Annotated in this window: 12 protein-coding genes; 1 reads left to right on the forward strand and 11 read right to left on the reverse strand. The window is 60.5% G+C overall.

Going from position 1 to position 16,459, the window contains the following annotated elements:
* Positions 1–50: 50 nt before the first annotated feature.
* The 11 genes from F3H58_RS22875 to F3H58_RS22925 all read right to left on the reverse strand — a co-directional run bounded on the left by F3H58_RS22875 (position 51) and on the right by F3H58_RS22925 (position 15,346).
* On the reverse strand, positions 51–542 hold the full coding sequence (locus tag F3H58_RS22875; RefSeq protein ID WP_003503758.1) for a universal stress protein: 492 nt from the start codon (positions 540–542) through the stop codon (positions 51–53).
* Between the two features lie 114 nt (positions 543–656).
* The gene (gene trpS / locus F3H58_RS22880) at positions 657–1,721 is read right to left on the reverse strand and encodes a tryptophan--tRNA ligase (protein WP_149743888.1); all 1,065 of its coding nucleotides are present in this window, start codon (positions 1,719–1,721) and stop codon (positions 657–659) included.
* A gap of 103 nt (positions 1,722–1,824) precedes the next feature.
* Complete coding sequence (locus F3H58_RS22885; RefSeq protein ID WP_149743889.1) at positions 1,825–2,229, reverse strand: VOC family protein; 405 nt, start codon at positions 2,227–2,229, stop codon at positions 1,825–1,827.
* The gene (gene murJ / locus F3H58_RS22890; protein WP_149743890.1) at positions 2,229–3,818 is read right to left on the reverse strand and encodes a murein biosynthesis integral membrane protein MurJ; all 1,590 of its coding nucleotides are present in this window, start codon (positions 3,816–3,818) and stop codon (positions 2,229–2,231) included. Before murJ ends, F3H58_RS22885 begins: the two co-directional genes overlap by 1 nt.
* Positions 3,819–3,822: 4 nt before the next feature.
* Positions 3,823–6,651, reverse strand: coding sequence for a [protein-PII] uridylyltransferase (locus F3H58_RS22895; RefSeq protein WP_149743891.1), 2,829 nt, complete (start codon positions 6,649–6,651; stop codon positions 3,823–3,825).
* 96 nt (positions 6,652–6,747) lie between these two features.
* Entirely contained in the window at positions 6,748–9,399 is a 2,652-nt protein-coding gene (mutS, locus tag F3H58_RS22900) for a DNA mismatch repair protein MutS (protein WP_149743897.1), read from the reverse strand.
* Positions 9,400–9,589: 190 nt separating this feature from the next.
* Positions 9,590–10,471: a l-ornithine N(alpha)-acyltransferase gene (gene olsB, locus F3H58_RS22905; RefSeq protein ID WP_065654580.1), complete on the reverse strand. Its 882-nt coding sequence runs from the start codon at positions 10,469–10,471 to the stop codon at positions 9,590–9,592.
* Positions 10,472–10,565: 94 nt separating this feature from the next.
* A complete protein-coding gene (locus tag F3H58_RS22910) occupies positions 10,566–12,812 on the reverse strand; it encodes a hybrid sensor histidine kinase/response regulator (RefSeq protein ID WP_149743892.1) in 2,247 nt (748 codons plus the stop codon).
* A gap of 55 nt (positions 12,813–12,867) precedes the next feature.
* Positions 12,868–13,356, reverse strand: coding sequence for a signal peptidase II (lspA, locus tag F3H58_RS22915; protein WP_003520075.1), 489 nt, complete (start codon positions 13,354–13,356; stop codon positions 12,868–12,870).
* Complete coding sequence (locus F3H58_RS22920) at positions 13,356–14,216, reverse strand: TrmH family RNA methyltransferase (RefSeq protein ID WP_080818073.1); 861 nt, start codon at positions 14,214–14,216, stop codon at positions 13,356–13,358. The genes lspA and F3H58_RS22920 overlap by 1 nt, the downstream gene beginning before the upstream one ends.
* Entirely contained in the window at positions 14,213–15,346 is a 1,134-nt protein-coding gene (locus F3H58_RS22925; RefSeq protein WP_149743893.1) for a class I SAM-dependent methyltransferase, read from the reverse strand. Before F3H58_RS22925 ends, F3H58_RS22920 begins: the two co-directional genes overlap by 4 nt.
* A 154-nt stretch (positions 15,347–15,500) precedes the next feature.
* On the opposite strand from F3H58_RS22925, the gene F3H58_RS22930 reads away from it, so the two are divergent.
* On the forward strand, positions 15,501–16,457 hold the full coding sequence (locus tag F3H58_RS22930) for an IS481 family transposase (RefSeq protein WP_149742865.1): 957 nt from the start codon (positions 15,501–15,503) through the stop codon (positions 16,455–16,457).
* Positions 16,458–16,459: the final 2 nt, after the last annotated feature.

Raw genomic sequence — 16,459 nt, forward strand, 5'->3', positions numbered from 1 at the left:
TAATTACATTCAAGAAATCGTCAGCCCCAAGATCTTGCCCGAAACCAGGTTCAGCAGAGCGCGTCGATTTCCTCGTCCGACAGCGTATCCGGCAACACGGTGACGGGAATGGGAAAGGCTGCCCCACGTCCGGCGATGGAGGAAACAAGCGGTCCCGGCCCTTCCTTCGTCGAGCCTGCTGCCAGAACGAGAATCGCGATGTCGCGGTCTTCCTCGATCAGCCCGTGGATTTGCTCGGTGGCGCTGCCTTCGCGAATGACGGCTTCCGGCTCGATGCCGATAGTCTCGCGCACCTTCTGGGCGATCTTGGCGAGCGTGGCTTCCGCCTCCTCACGCGCTTCGGCCCGCATGATCTGCTCAACACCCAGCCATTGCTGGAAATCGCCTTCCGGGATCATGTAGAGCAGCACCAGCCCGCCATTGGAGTTCTTGGCACGACGACCGGCATAGTGCACGGCCCTTTCGCATTCCGGTGTGTCATCGATAACAGCGAGAAATTTGCGACGATGCCCTTCCAGACGCGACAGCCGTTTTGAAACCATTCTGCACTCCCTAGGTCCGCCGTGATCCGTAAAACCGCCCGACGGTTCGGGCGGAGATTATATCAAATCACGGCAGGCGCAAACCGCCCGCCGCATTCGCGCAGCAGCGACCTGTCAGCGCAGGAAGCCGATAATGTCGCGCACCTCGTTCATCGTCTTTTCGGCAATGGTGCGTGCCCGCTCGCCGCCCTGTTTGAGGATGGCGTCGATATGGGTCGGGTCATCGAGAAGGCGGCGCATCTCGTTGTTGACGGGGGCCAGAACATTAACCGCAAGCTCGACAAGGGCCGGCTTGAACGCCGAGAACTGCTGTCCGCCGAATTCGGAAAGAACATCCGCCTTGGTCCTGTCGGACAGCGCGGCATAGATGCCGACGAGGTTTTCGGCCTCGGGACGGCCCTTCAGGCCTTCCACTTCGCTCGGCAGCGCGTCCGGATCGGTCTTTGCCTTCTTGATCTTCTTCGAGATGGCATCGACATCATCCATCAGGTTGATGCGCGAAAGATCGGAAGGGTCGGACTTCGACATTTTCTTGGTGCCGTCCTTGAGCGACATCACGCGCGGTGCAGGACCGCCGATCAACGGCTCCACCATCGGGAAATAGGCGTGCACCGGCTCATCGCCCACGGTGATATCGAGCCCGAGACCCGCCTTGCGGATATGATCGCCGAAATCGATGTTGAATTTCTGGGCGATATCGCGGGCAAGTTCCAGATGCTGCTTCTGGTCGTCACCAACCGGAACATGCGTGGCGCGATAGACGAGAATGTCGGCAGCCATCAGGCTCGGATAGGCCAGCAGGCCGAGCGACACCTGCTCGGCGTTCTTGCCTGACTTGTCCTTGAACTGCGTCATGCGCTCCATCCAGCCGATGCGCGCCACGCAGTTGAACACCCATGCGAGTTCCGCATGCTGCGGCACGGCCGACTGGTTGAAGACGATGTGCTTCACGGGGTCGATGCCCGAGGCGATGAAGGCGGCCGCAATCGAGCGGGTCTGCGCCTTCAGGTCCGAGTGAACGAGCTGGGCGGTGATGGCATGCATGTCGACGACGCAATAGATGCAGTCGTTATCTTCCTGCAGCGCCACGAACTTGCGGATCGCGCCGAGATAATTGCCGAGATGCAGATTGCCGGTCGGCTGGACGCCTGAGAAAACCAGCGGCTTGAATGCGTTCATTGTCGTCCTCGAAAAGGCTTGTGGAGGGCCCCGCCCCATGGTTGGAATTGCACGCGCGCTTATGCACCCGCAGCCCCCGGCAATCAAGCGGTTTCAGGGCCTGTCAGCCGCGCGGTTCCAGAAGATCCCAGCGATTTCCATAAGGATCGGCAAAGACCGCAACGGAGCCATAAACCTCGTGGCGCGGTTCTTCCAGAAAGCGCACGCCGCGGGCGAGCATGGTCTCATAATCGCACTGGAAATTGTCGGTATGCAGGAAAAACCCAACACGGCCGCCCGTCTGGTTGCCGATGGCGAGCCTCTGCGGTTCACCGTCCGCCTCGGCAAGCAGCAGGGCGCCGCCATCGGCGCCTTGCGGCTTCACCACCAGCCACCGCTTGCCGTCGCCAAGCGGCTGATCGGACAGGCATTCGAACCCGAGAATGTCGCAATAAAACGCCTTCGCCCGATCGTAATCGTCCACGACAAGCGTGACGAGCGCGATGCGGCGGTTTTCGGCAAAGGACATCAGCCCGCCTCCGTGTCGACGTTCTTCTTGCCGCGCTTGCGGATGGCTCGTTTGACCATGCCGATATCGGCTCCACCCGAAACAAAGGCCAGCACGAAATAGACCAGCATGGCTGCGAAAACGAGAGCCATGATGGTGCCCGCCCGCACAAAAATGGACGAGGCGGAAGACAGTTCGAAAGTCAGCCAGGTCAGCGCGTAGTGCACGAAACCGGCCATCAGGGCCGCAGCCAGCAGCAGACGTGGTATGCGGGTGAGCAGCGGAATATCCACGTGCCAGTGCCCGCGCCACAAAAGCATGCCGAACAGCAGGGCGGCATTGACCCAGCCGGCGGTGATTTCGGCAATGGCGATGCCCGGACCGCCAAGGCGCGGGAAGAGCGTCAGCGCCAGGGATACGTTCACCACCACGGAAATCGCTGCGAAGATCATTGGTGTGCGCGTATCCTCGCGGGCGAAGAAGCCCGGAATGAAGGCCTTGATCAGCACAAAAGCTGGCAGACCAAGACCATAGATACCAAGGATTTGCGCGACGGTGACGGTGGCTGAAGGCGAGAAGTTGCCGCGCTCGTAAAGGAAGCGCACGATGGGTTCCGCCATGACGAGAAGTGCAGCCGCAGCCGGCAGTGTCAGGAACAGTACGAATTCGACCGAGCGGTTCTGCAGGCTTCCGGCCTCCACCATATGCCCGCCGCGCAACGCCCGCGCCAGTTCCGGCAGAAGCACGGTGGCCACCGCGATGCCGACGACGCCGAGCGGCAGCTGGTAAATCCGGTCGGCATAGGCAAGCGACGAGATCACACCTTCGCCGGCAGAGGCGATATTGGTGTTGATCAGCAGATTGATCTGGGTGATGCCGCCGGTAATCGCTGCCGGCAGGGCAAGAACCAGGAGGCGCTGCACGTTCTTCGTCAGCCTCGGCCTGCGAAAGCCGATCCGCATGCCGGCATTGCGCACGGCGATCCAGACGATGGCGAGCTGCACCAGGCCTGCCGCCATGACGCCCCAGGAGAGCGCATAACCTACCTGAAGCGGATCATAATTCTTCCACCAGGCAAGCGCGAGCACGCCGATGAGGATGATGTTGAGGAAAACGGGAGCAATTGCGGCTGCGAAATAACGATGCAGCGAGTTCAGCATGCCGCCCATCATCGCCGCCAGAGACATGCAGGCGAGATAGGGGAACATGATGGTGGCGAGATGGACGGTGTTGTCGAATTTCACCGGGTCTTCCAGAAAGCCCGGCGCGATCACCGTGCGCACGATGAATGGCATCGACAGTTCCATCAGGATCGTCAGGGCCAAAAGCACTGTGAACAGGACGCCGAAGACTTCCTCAGAAAAGCGCCTCGCGCCCTCCATGCCGTTCGCCTCGATTTCCTTGGCGAACAGCGGCACGAAGGCCGAGTTGAAAGCACCTTCAGCAAACAGCCGCCGGAAGGTATTGGGGAAACGGAAAGCAGCATTGAAGGCATCCGCCACCGGGCCGGTGCCGACGGCGGCTGCCATCAGGGTTTCTCGCAGGAAGCCGAAGATGCGGCTGCCGAGCGTGGCTGTGCCGACGGTGGCGAACTTGCCGATCAGGCTCATAATCTCAAGCCTTTGCCGTGCGCGCGGCCGGCAGGGCCGCCACGTCTGGGTGGGCGATGATGCCGTTCGGCATACGGTCGCGCAATTCGTCTTCCTGCTCGCTCATCACCGCCTTCAGGCGCGTGGCGATGCTGGCCTGCCGGTTGTCATTCGTCACCTTCTGCCCGAAGAGGTCCGTCACATAGAAGGTGTCGATGACCTTTTCGCCGAAGGTGGTGATGCGGGCGGAGTGAATATCGAGCGACAGGTCGGCGATGACAGCCGTCATATCCGCCAGAAGCCCCGACCGGTCGAGGCATTCCACTTCGATGACGGTGAACTTGTTCGAAAGCCCGTTTGAGATGATGACCGAGGGCGGAATGGTGAAGGCGCTCTTCTTCTTGCGGCTCTTCGTGCGGGTGGCGATCATTTCCGGCAGGCGCTGCTTGCCGGACAGAACCTCCTCGATGAGCTTGCCGACATTGTTGCCGCGCCGCGTCTCGTCCTCATCGATCGGAAATTCGCGGTTGATCAGGATCGTATCCAGCGCCCGCCCATCGGACGTCGTGAAAATCTGCGCATCGGCGATATTGGCGCCGGCCGCCGCACAGGCACCGGTGATGATGGACAGCAGACGCGGATGGTCGGGCGCCAGCACGGTAATTTCGGTGATGGCGTGGAAGGAATGGGTGCGCACCATGGTCGACAGCGCCTTTTCCTGCTTGTCGGCCTCACGGATGAAGCGGGTGTGGCGCACCTGGTCTTCGAGCGCCACCGTCAGCAGATAGGGCTCGTAGTGTAGCTTGGTATATTTACGCCGCGCCTTCTGGCCCCAGTCTTCGAGGGCGTCGTAGAGCGCCTGCCGGGCGATCTGCGCGCGCTCCTTGCGGGAGACCTCCGAGAAGCCGCCCGAGAGCAGCAGTTCGGTCTCGTAATAAAGCGAACGCAGCAGCTGCCCCTTCCAGCCGTTCCACACGCCCGGACCGACGGCGCGGATATCGCAGACCGTCAGGATCAGCAGCATCTTCAGCCGCTCCATGGACTGCACCTTGTCGGCAAAATCGGTGATGGTCTTGCGGTCATGCAGATCGCGCGTCTGGGCGACCATGGACATCAAAAGATGCTGCTCGATCAGCCAGACCACCGTTTCGGTCTGCTTGCCGGTGAGGCGAAAACGTTGGCAGAGCCTGCGGGCGACACGCGCGCCGGCAATCGAGTGGTCTTCCTGCCGGCCCTTTGCCACATCGTGCAACAGAACGGCGACATAGAGCGCCTCACGTTCCTCGACGCTGGGCATCAGCTGGTTGGCGAGCGGGTGGGCATCGACAGCCGTTCCCTTGTCCACTTCCGAGAGCACGCCAACGGAGCGGATCAAATGCTCATCCACCGTGTAGTGATGATACATGTTGAACTGCATCATCGCGACGATCTTGCCGAATTCGGGAATGAATTTGCCGAGTACGCCGGCCTCGTTCATGCGGCGCAGGGTCAACGCCGGATCGCGCCGTGATGTCAGGATCGACAGGAAAAGCCGGTTTGCCTCTTCGTTTTCCCGCAGCTCGTCATTGATGAGCGACAGCGAACGCGTAACGACACGCAGCGCATCGGGATGCAGTTCGAGATTGTTGATATCGGCAATGTGGAACAGCCGGATCAGATTGACCGGGTCGTTCTTGAAGACGTCGGGTTTGGCAAGCGCGATGCGCCCCCGATCCTCGACGAATTCCACCGAGCCGGGAATCTTGCGCACACGGTGGGCGAAGCGGCTGAGAACGCCGGAAAGCCCAGGCACATCCTTCGCCTGCCGGTCTTCAAGGGCAGCGCAGACGATGCGGGTCAGATCGCCGACATCCTTCGCCACAAGGAAATAATGCTTCATGAAGCGTTCGACGGCGGAAAGGCCGGGGCGCGGCTGATAACCGAGCGCATCGGCGATTTCGCGCTGAATGTCGAAGGAAAGGCGCTCTTCGGCCTTGTTGGTGATGAAATGCATCTGGCAACGGACGGCCCAGAGAAAATCATCGGCCTTTTCGAACAGTTTCAGTTCTGACCGTGACAAAACGCCGAGTTTGACGAGATCGGCCGTGTCGCGGACGTGGTAATAATATTTGGCGATCCAGAACAGCGTGTGCAGGTCACGCAAGCCGCCCTTGCCTTCCTTGACGTTCGGCTCCACCAGATAACGCGTATCGCCAGCCTTGCGGTGGCGCTGGTCGCGCTCCGCGAGCTTGGCGGCGATGAATTCCGGGCCGGTTCCGGTGACGACTTCTGACTCGAAGCGTTTTTCGAGATCGTCGGTCAGGGATTTCTTGCCGCAGATCGCCCGCACTTCCAAAATAGCGGTGCGGATCGTCATGTCGGATTTGGAGAGGCGGATGCATTCATCCACCGTGCGGGTGGCGTGGCCGACCTTGAAGCCGAGATCCCAGAGGAGATAGAGCACGAACTCCACGGCCTTGTGCATGTCAGGTGTGTTCTTGGTGGGAAGCAGGAACAGGAGATCGATATCCGATCCCGGCGCCAGCGTGCCGCGTCCGTAACCGCCAACCGCGGCGACCGCGATCTGCGGCGCATCTTTCGGATAGACGTATTGGCAGGCGAGATCATAGAGCGTCTCGATCAGCCGATCCTGGAGCCAGGAGATGCGCCGGGCGCAGTCAATGCCGCTGCCATCGGCTTTCAGTAGTTCTCTGGCCTTTTCCCGGCCTTCCGTACTGGCCTTGCGGAAGATCGGCAGTAGATCGGACTTGATATCGGCGATGCGTTTGCCGTCTTCCTTGAAGATGATGTCACAGTCGCGCTTCAGCGCCGATACATCGAGAATGTCGGAAAAATCCAGGTCCTTGATGGCCATCTATGCCGGTATCCATGTCCTGTGGGAGATCCCACCACTTGCGATGGGAGTGTCCTATAGCGAGTTTTAAAGGCGATGGACAGGCAGTCTATCCTCTTAAGCCTTGCCAAGTTCTTTCTTCAACGCATAGAGCGCGTCCAATGCCTCACGCGGCGTCATTTCGTCGGGGTTGAAGCCTTTCAGAGCTTCCTCCAGCTTCGATGGTCCGGCCTTGCGGGTTTCCTCGCGGCGAACCGCGATCTGGAACAGCGGCAGATCGTCGATCAACTGGCTGGCCGGGTTTTTGCGGTCGGCATCTTCAAGCTTCGTCAGCACCTCGCGGGCGCGCTCCACCACCGATGCAGGCAGGCCCGCAAGCCGGGCCACCTGAATGCCATAGGAACGATCCGCAGCGCCCGGGCCGACCTCGTGCAGGAAGATGACGTCGCCTTCCCACTCCTTCACCCGCATCGTGGCATTGGAAAGGCGGCCGAGTTTTTCCGACAGCACGGTCAATTCGTGGAAGTGGGTGGCGAAGAGACCACGACAACGATTAACCTCATGCAGATGCTCCACCGCCGCCCAGGCGATGGAAAGACCGTCAAAGGTCGCCGTACCCCGGCCGATCTCATCCAGAATGACCAGCGAACGATCCGTCGCCTGGTTGAGAATGGCGGCGGTTTCCACCATTTCCACCATGAAGGTCGAGCGGCCGCGCGCCAGATCGTCGGAGGCGCCGACACGGGAAAACAACCGGTCCACGACGCCGATATGGGCGGCTTCCGCCGGAACGAAGGAACCGATCTGCGCGAGAATGGCGATCAGCGCATTCTGGCGCAGGAAGGTCGATTTACCACCCATATTCGGGCCGGTGAGTAGCCATATCGCGCCGTTCTTACCACCGTTGACGGCTGACAGATCGCAATTATTGGCGATGAAGGGTCCGGCAGACTGCCGCCGCAATGCCTGCTCCACCACCGGATGCCGCCCGCCCTTGATCGCAAAGGTCATGGAAGCATCGACGATCGGTCGGCAATAGGCCTGTTCGGTGGCGAGATAGGCAAGGCTCGAGGCAACATCGATCACCGCCAGTGCCAGTGCGCCGGCCTTGATCGCTTCCGCCTGTTGCACCACGGCCTTGACCATGCGCTCGAAGGCTTCCAGTTCCATGGTCAAAGCCTGCGCAGCGGCATTGGCGATGCGGCTTTCAAGATCGGCAAGCTCGGTGGTGGTGAAGCGCATGGCGCCTGCCATGGTCTGGCGGTGGATAAAACGCGCCTTGGCCTCGTCCGTCGCTATCATCACATCGGCATTGCCGGCCGTGACCTCGATAAAATAACCCAGCACATTGTTGTGCTTGATCTTGAGCGACTTGATGCCGGTCTCATCGGCATATTTCAGTTGCAGGCCGGCAATCACCCGACGCGACTGGTCGCGCAGCGCCCGCACCTCGTCGAGTTCGGGATTGGCGCCTTCACGCAGAAATCCGCCATCACGCTTCAGAAGCGGTAGATCGTCGGCAAGCATCGAGCCGAGCATGGCTTCGAGACCGCCGGGCAGGGCTTTCAAATCCGCGAGCGCCGCCGCCAGCTCGTCCGGCAACAATCCCTGATCGAGAATGGCCGAAATCTTCTCGGCAGAAGCCAGCCCCTGCCTGATGGCGCCGAGATCGCGCGGGCCGCCGCGCTCCAGCGCAAGGCGGGAGAGCGCACGCGGCATATCCGCAACCTGTTTCAGCGCATCCCGCAGGCCATCACACAGCGAGACGTCATCGATCAGATAGGCCACGGCATCGAGGCGAGCGTTTATTTTTTCCGGGTCGGTCAAGGGCGACATCAGCCGCTCGGCGAGAAGCCGCGCGCCACCGCCTGTTACCGTGCGGTTCAGGGCATGCAGCAGCGATCCGTCCCTTTCGCCCGACAGCGTCTTTACCAATTCCAGATTGGCGCGGGTGGCGGGGTCGATGAAAAGGGTCGAAGCGGCGCTTTCGCGCTCCGGCGCACCGAGTGGCGGGCGCTCGGCGATCTGGGTTTTCTCGACATAGGCGACGGCAGCGGCGGCGGCCGCCATTTCCACTCGCGAAAAGGTGCCGAAGCCGTCCAGCGTCGAGACGCTGAAATAACGCGCGATGCGCCCTTCCGCCGTGGCGCTGTCGAAGAGGATCGCCGGCTGCGGCACCGCCACGCGACCAAGCACATCAAAGACCGGCCGCAGTTCCTCGTCATGGAAGAGGCTGTCGGCGACGATCAGCTCACGCGGATCGATGCGCCAGATATCGGCGAGCAGCCGCGTCAACGTCGTTTCCGCCAGACGGAAGACGCCGGTGGAAATATCGATCCAGGCGAGCGCAAATTGCGCCTCGGCACTGCCGCGAATGCGGGCGAGTGCCATCAGATAGTTGGATTCCGTCGGCGACAGCAGTTTTTCTTCGGTCAGTGTGCCGGGCGTGACAAGCCGCACCACATCACGCTTGACCACGGACTTAGAACCGCGCTTCTTGGCTTCCGCCGGATCTTCCACCTGTTCGCAGACGGCAACGCGATAACCGCGCAGGATGAGTTTCTGCAGATAATCATCCGCCGCATGGACGGGGACGCCGCACATGGGAATATCGTGCCCCATATGCTGGCCGCGTTTCGTCAGCGTGATGCCGAGAGCGCGGGAAGCCTCAACCGCATCGTCGAAGAACAATTCGTAAAAATCGCCCATGCGGTAAAACAGCAGAGAACCGGGATTGTTCGCCTTGATCTCGATATATTGCTCCATCATCGGAGTGGCCGTCGCGCGGCTCTCTTCCGAGATCAGGGAAGCGGTTGTCAGAACGTCCGTCAATGGCCTGCCGATGTCATATCGTGTTGCGGAAAAGAAGGGCCGACACTAGCGGCAATCTCCACCTCAACACAACACGCGCGGGAACGCTGCCCACAGGAACATCCCGCCCGGCTGCGCCGAAACCCGGTCAGCCGTTGATGCGCTCGGCCTCGCCGCCATAATAGCTGATGTAACGGCCGGCGATGGACGAAACCGGCAGGACCACGAGGACGTCTGTGGTATTGAAGGCATGGTCCACGACCGCGCCGGAGCCGAACATGGCGCCAAGGCGCATATAGCCCTTGATCAGCGGCGGCATGGCGTTCAGCGCCTTGCGGGCGTTCAGCGCTTCGGCCGGCACAAGGTCCATCTCATGATAAAGCTCGGGAAGAGCGGAAGCTTCCCACTCGCCCTTGGCCACGCAATTATGGTGCAGGAAAGACAGGGCAAGCGCGTGGGCTTCCGGCTGCACGCCGGGGAAGGAGGCGCAACCGATCATGGCATCCATGCGGTGTTTTACGGCATAGGCCCAGTTGCCCTGCCACAGAAGCTCGACGGTGCGTTTGGTGCGATATTCCGGTAGCACGCAGGAACGGCCAAGCTCCATGAAGCGCTTGCCCGGATGGCGCGCGACGAGACCGGCGATGTCGAATTCGCTGGCGGAATAAAAACCGTTATTGGCAAGCGCGATTTCCTGCCGCAGCAGGCGATAGGTGCCGACGATCTGGTCTTCGCTGTCGCCTTCGATCGCCTTGTCGAGCACCAGCAGATGATCGCAGACGCTGTCCCAGGCATCGATGTCGCGCTTGCGGCGCATGGCTTCCGCGGGAAGCCGCGCCTTCATTTCCTCGACGAAAACCCGGTAACGCACGGATTGCGCGGCATCGATCTCGCGTTCATTTCTGGCGAGCCGTGTTTCCAGCGTGCCGATACGGCCGAAAAGACCCTCATTGTCCTGAGCTGCCTCGGGACGAGGATGAATGACAACATTGTTTTCACAAATGTCGTGATTGAGGATTTCGGCAACCATGGGGAATCGCTCCGCCACCAAAGAATTTTCCTGTCATAAATCACTAATTGACGACAGAATAGTGACAAAATGCCGCCAGCGCGAGTCTGTCAAGTTATGACAGCGACAGGCGTTTCGCCTCCAGCAGACGGTGAATTTCCTCAACCAGCCGTCGCGGGTCGGCAGGCTTGGTCAAAACCGCACCAACACCGGCCGCAAGCAGGATTTCGGCAGTCGCGTCACTCGCATCTGCGCTGAGCACGATGACGGGAATATTTCTTTCGTCCTTCAGCATGTGGAGAAGGTCGGGAAGCACATCGAGCCCCTCGCCGCCCGGCATGTTGAGATCGGAGACGATGAGGTCAGGCAGGCGGGTTGCGCCCGGCTCCACAGATTGCCGCAACGCCTCAAAGTCCTCGACAGCGCGGACGATATAGCCGCTTTTTTCCAGAACGGCGCGGATGATGCGCTGATTGACGGCATCGTCTTCGGCCACGAGTATCTCGATACCGCTCGCCCCTTCCGCCACCCGCGAGGAAAATCCCACATCCGGGTGGTTGTCGTTGATGGCGTCGCGCCTCTCAATGCCGCGCAGACGGCCGCACAGGACGTCGATCAGGGATTTTTCCCGCAATGGCCGGATCAACCAGGCATCGAAGGCCACATGCATGGTCGACGGCCGCTCTTCGGGGCTGACCAGCAGCGTGCGGCGGACATTCTGTTGCGGCCAATCCTTCAGGGCGTCCCTGAAGAGCGGCGCAATGCGCCGGTCGACGATGATATCGGTAAGGTCGGCCGCCCGTGCGGCAGAACCCTTCCTCAGCTTTTCCAGATCTTCAGGCTGATGGATGAGAGTGCATTGACCGCCGAAAGCCTCGATCGCCTCCATCGTCACCGCCGCCGCCACGCCCTTCGGTGCGATGAGCAGGACATTTGTATGCCGCAGGCAATGACGCCGTCCCGGATCCGCCATTTCGGCAGGCGCGCCCGCCGGGCGAAATGCCAGTTTGAAAGTGCTGCCCTTGCCCTTGCGGCTCGAAACAGTGAGGCGGCCGCCGAATTCCCGCACAATACGAGCGGAAATCGCAAGTCCAAGGCCCGTGCCGGCACTTCGTTGCGACAACGGGCCCGCCTGCTCGAATTCCCCGAAAATACGGGCCTGTTCCGCCCGGCTCATGCCCGGGCCGGTATCCTCGACGGCAATGTGCAATTCGTCGTCGGCCATGCGCGCCCGGATGACGACGCCGCCTTCCTGCGTGAATTTGACGGCATTGCCGAGGAGATTGAAGAGGACCTGACGTAGCCTCGCCGGGTCGAAATCGAGATGATCGGGCACATTCGGCGCGACGAAGGAGGTGATTTCTATACCTTTTTCATGGGCGCGATGGGCCAGCATCTCCACGATGCTCTCGATCAGCCGGCGCAGGTTTTCCGCGCGCGGGTTGAGCCTGAAGCGGCCGGCCTCCATGGTCGAATAATCCAGCAGATCCTCGACAAGCTGCACCAGCGACTGGCCAGATTGCCGCATACCATCGAGATAATTTCGCTGCTCCTCGTTGAGCCTCGTCTGCGACAGAAGATGGTTCATGCCCAGCATGCCGGAAAGCGGCAGGCGAATTTCATGGCTTACGGTGGCAAGCAGCCGTGCCTTTTCGGCATCGGCCTTTTCGGCGCGCAGCCGGGCGTCCTCGCGCTCGCCGAGCGCAAGCCGCTCTTCGGTCACGTCTCGGGCGATGCTGCTGATGAGAAGACGGCTGCTTGCCAGATCGCGGGTCACGACATCATGCCAGGAAAAGATGCGCTGACCGAACGGGGTCGCGATCTCCACATCATAGGCATGGACCTTGTCGCCCGGACGAAAAGCGATGCCGATTTCCTCGCAGCTCAGCCCTTCGGGCGCCGCACAGCCGGTCATTTCGCGAAAGACCCGGTTCGCTTCGACGATGCGCCTGTTCATGTCACGGATCACGACGATATCGCCCATGAATTCCTGCATCTCTGCAATCAGCGAGCGGTTTTGCGTTTGCCGCAGCCGAAGATCGGAATCCGCAGCCCGCACGGTGGGCTGATGGAAAGATTCATCAAAGAGCGCATAGAGCAGGACACCGACGAGAACCGCGCCAAAGAAGGTCGCCAGCGCAACGGTAACCGCATAAGGCACAGCAAGCGCGATCAGGGCTGCGGAAAAAGCCCCGACCGACAACGACACGGCGACATAGAGCGCAATCGACCTGGTATCGGTCGCATGTTCTTCATCCGCATGGTGCGTTGTTGCCTCGACACGATCCCCCGGCTGCGCCGCCGTCGCGGCCAGGCCCAGCTCATCTGAAACTTTCTGCCGAAGTCTTGCCAGTTCGCTCATAGGCAACCGCTACCACGGCAGCGGTTTTGATATGTTTGGCTGAAACCCTAAAATTTTACTTTTTAGCCGTCCGGGCGTGCAAAAACTCGTCGAGAATAACGCAGGCTGCGCCGATGGTTATGAAACTGTCAGCCAGATTGAAGACCGCGAAAGACCATGTCTGCGTATGAAACAGGATATAGTCGATGACATGTCCATAAAAAAAACGGTCGAGCAGATTGCCGGCAGCACCCGCGATGATGAAGGCGAAACCGAGATGGGCAAAGGTGCGGTCTGCCGCCGTCTTGCGCCACAGCCATAAGACGAAGACCACGATGACGAGCCGCATGCTGACGATGAACCAGCCATGCATGTCCTCCAGCATCGAAAAGGCCACGCCGAGATTATAGGTGCGATAAAGCGCCAGGAACGGGGCAACGGGAACCATCTCCTGCAGCGGCAGATAAGCTTCGACCAGCTGCTTGACGATCTGGTCCAGCACCAGCGCGGCGACGATCAGCGCGAAAGCCGGGCCGAATTTCGAGAACAATGCCGCTTTGGCCATTACGTCACCGGTGCGAGTTCGAGGAGATGTCGCCGTGCTTCAAACAACATGACGGCGGTTGCGATGGCGAGATTGAGGCTGTCGGCGCGGCCCTGCTGTGGAATGCGCGCAAGCTGGTCGGCCTTGCCGGCGAGTTCCGGCGGCAGGCCGGATTGCTCATTGCCCATCAGGAGCACGACCGGCTTTCCAGCATAGTCGATCTTTCGGTAATCCACGGAGCCGGCGAGATGGGTGGCGACAACGCTGACCTGCGCCGATTTTTTCCAGGACAGGAATTCCTCGACCGAAGCGCGGGCGACGGGCGTGGCGAAAACCGACCCCATGGTGGCGCGCACCGTTTCCAGCGAAAACGGATCGGTGCAATCCCCGACGAGAATGACGCCCGAAGCGCCGGCCGCATCAGCCGTGCGAATGATGGTGCCGAGATTGCCGGGATCTCGAACCCGGTCGAGCGCGATATAGGTCTCGCCCTTTTCCGGGCGGATATCCTTCAGCGGCTTCCATTTCTGCTCGAAAATGCCGACGACCATTTGCGGATTGTCGCGGCGGGTGATCGAGGCGATAACCTTTTCGCTGACTTCGAGCACCAAACCACCCGATGCGACCGTCTTCACCGCCGCCTGCTCCACCAGCGGCTTGCCCTTGGCGGCCTTGGCATAAACCAGCGTCTTGATCGTCCAGCCGAGTTCAAGCGCGTCGATGACCAGCTTCAGGCCTTCCGCCATGAAGGTGCCGGTCTCTTCCCTGCCCTTTTTCTGGGTGAGCGCCTTGATATCCTTGATGATGGGATTGGCAAGGCTGGTCACTTCCTTGACCTGGCCAACCCGGCGCGTGGTGTTTTCGCGCATATCTTTCATCATTTCGGCTCCCAGCGGCTGAACAGCGATGTGGAAAGCACACGGCCCGGCGTCTTGCCGTCAAGCCCCGCCTCGCGAATGACCAGTTCGCCGGATGCGACGACGCCACCGGCGCCGCGCATGGTTTCACGCATCAGCTCATGCATCGAATAAAAGCTGGCCCTGATCGAATAGGCCGTCAGCACAAGGCCGAGCGCCTTGGGCGACAGGATTTCCCGGCAGATATCCAGCATCAGCGGCAGATGGTCGAATAATTGCCAGACCTCGCCATGGGTGCCGCGGCCGAATTTCGGCGGGTCGGTGAGGATGATGTCGTATGTGCTGCCGCGACGCTCCTCGCGCTGGATGAATTTCATCGCGTCGTCGCAAATCCAGCGGATCGGCGCCTGCTCGAGCCCGGCAAGCGCCTGATTTTCCTTGGCCCAGCCAATCGCCTTCTTGGAGGCATCCACGTGGGTGACTTCAGCGCCTGCGGCCGCCGCGACCAGCGACGCAACGCCGGTGTAACCGAAGAGGTTCAGCACTTTCAGCGGACGGTCGGCGGTCTCGACGGCATTTTTCAGCCATTCCCAATGGACGATCTGTTCCGGAAAGACGCCGACGTGACGGAAAGCGGTGAAACGGCCAAGAAAGTCGACCCCGAGCAGGGAGAGAGGCCAGGTTTCACCCAGAGCCGCCTTGGGGAAACGCCAGCGCCCCATACCGTCCTCATCCGTGTCGCCGGTAAAGACGGCATCGGCATTCTGCCACACACGATCAGGAACGGAAGGCTGCCACAGCGCCTGCGCCTCGGGACGAACGACGCGGTAGTCACCGTACTGTTCGAGCTTCAGGCCGTTGCCGCTGTCAATCAGATGAAAATCGCCCGCGCCGCTTGATTCCAGAATGACTGGAACCTGTTCTGCCGGCAGTTCACCCGTGCGCTGCGTAAGCGCGCGCGCAGGAACCTGTTCAACGGCGACCGCTACAACGGTTTTTTCCTTCGGCGCGGCCTTCTGCACGTTGCGCACCGCATCGGGCTCGCGCCTTTTCGGTGCGGCATCCGCACGGCGCGCCGACTTTGAGGCATGAACCTGTTTTTTATCGCTCCCGGCGCGCGCGCGATTGCCCGGCCGGCTGTCTTTTTTCTTCAATGGAAATCTTTCCGCTTCTGCCCGCGTCTTATTGCGCCAGCAAATAGCATTCCGAACGCCGCTCGACTAGATGTGAGCTTTCATTAGGTTGTCCATTCGGAGCGGATTTAGGAGACTGGAGTTACCACACCTCAGTCATCCAGGATCGCCCCGAATGAACATCCATAAGAATGCCCGACTGACGCCATTGCGTCGAGAAGAAATGGCTGCCGCTGTTCTTGGCGGCAAGCTTTCGAAAGCCCAGGCGGCCCTGCTCTACGGTGTTTCGCTGAAGATCGTTTCTCGCTGGGCGGAACGGTTCAAAGCATTGGGCCGGGCGGCGATGATGGATCGCTCATCGCGACCTGCCAGCAGTCCGAGACAGACGAATGGCGGCGTTATCGAACGGATCCTCCATCTTCGCAGACAACGCCTGACCGGCAAGCACATTGCCATGGAGACCGGCGTATCTCCCGCCACCGTCAGCCGCGTTCTCAGGCGGGCTGGTCTATCCCGGATGAAGGATATCGTTCCGGCGGAACCTGTCATGCGCTACGAATATGCCGAGCCGGGTGGCCTGATCCATCTCGACATCAAGCGCCTTGGCCGTTTCGAGCGCATCGGTCACCGGATCACAGGTGACAGGACGGGCCAAAGCAACTCACGCGGAGTGGGCTGGGAATACGTCCACGTCTGCATCGATGATGCTTCTCGCATTGCCTTCACCGACATCTTCCCAGACGAAAAAGCCGTCAGCGCCATCGTATTCCTCAAGGCAGCCGTTGGTTATTACGAAAGCCTCGGCGTCACGGTTACGCGGGTGATGACCGACAACGGCTCCTGCTATGTCGCAAAGGAGTTTGCCAAAGCCTGCCGAGCACTCGGCCTCAAGCACATTCGAACCAGACCTTACACGCCAAAAACCAACGGCAAGGCCGAGCGCTTCATTCAGACCGCCTTGCGGGAGTGGGCGTATGCACGTCCATATCCATCATCAGAGATACGCAAAACGCACCTGCCAAACTGGACGCACATGTACAATTGGCATCGCCCTCATGGCGGGATAAAATCAAAAACACCAATCAGTCGCCTCGGCCTCAACCGGGACAACCTGTTGAGGTTCCACAACTAGAG

The sequence above is a fragment of the Rhizobium sp. NFACC06-2 genome (assembly GCF_900101425.1).
Lineage (GTDB): Bacteria > Pseudomonadota > Alphaproteobacteria > Rhizobiales > Rhizobiaceae > Agrobacterium > Agrobacterium leguminum.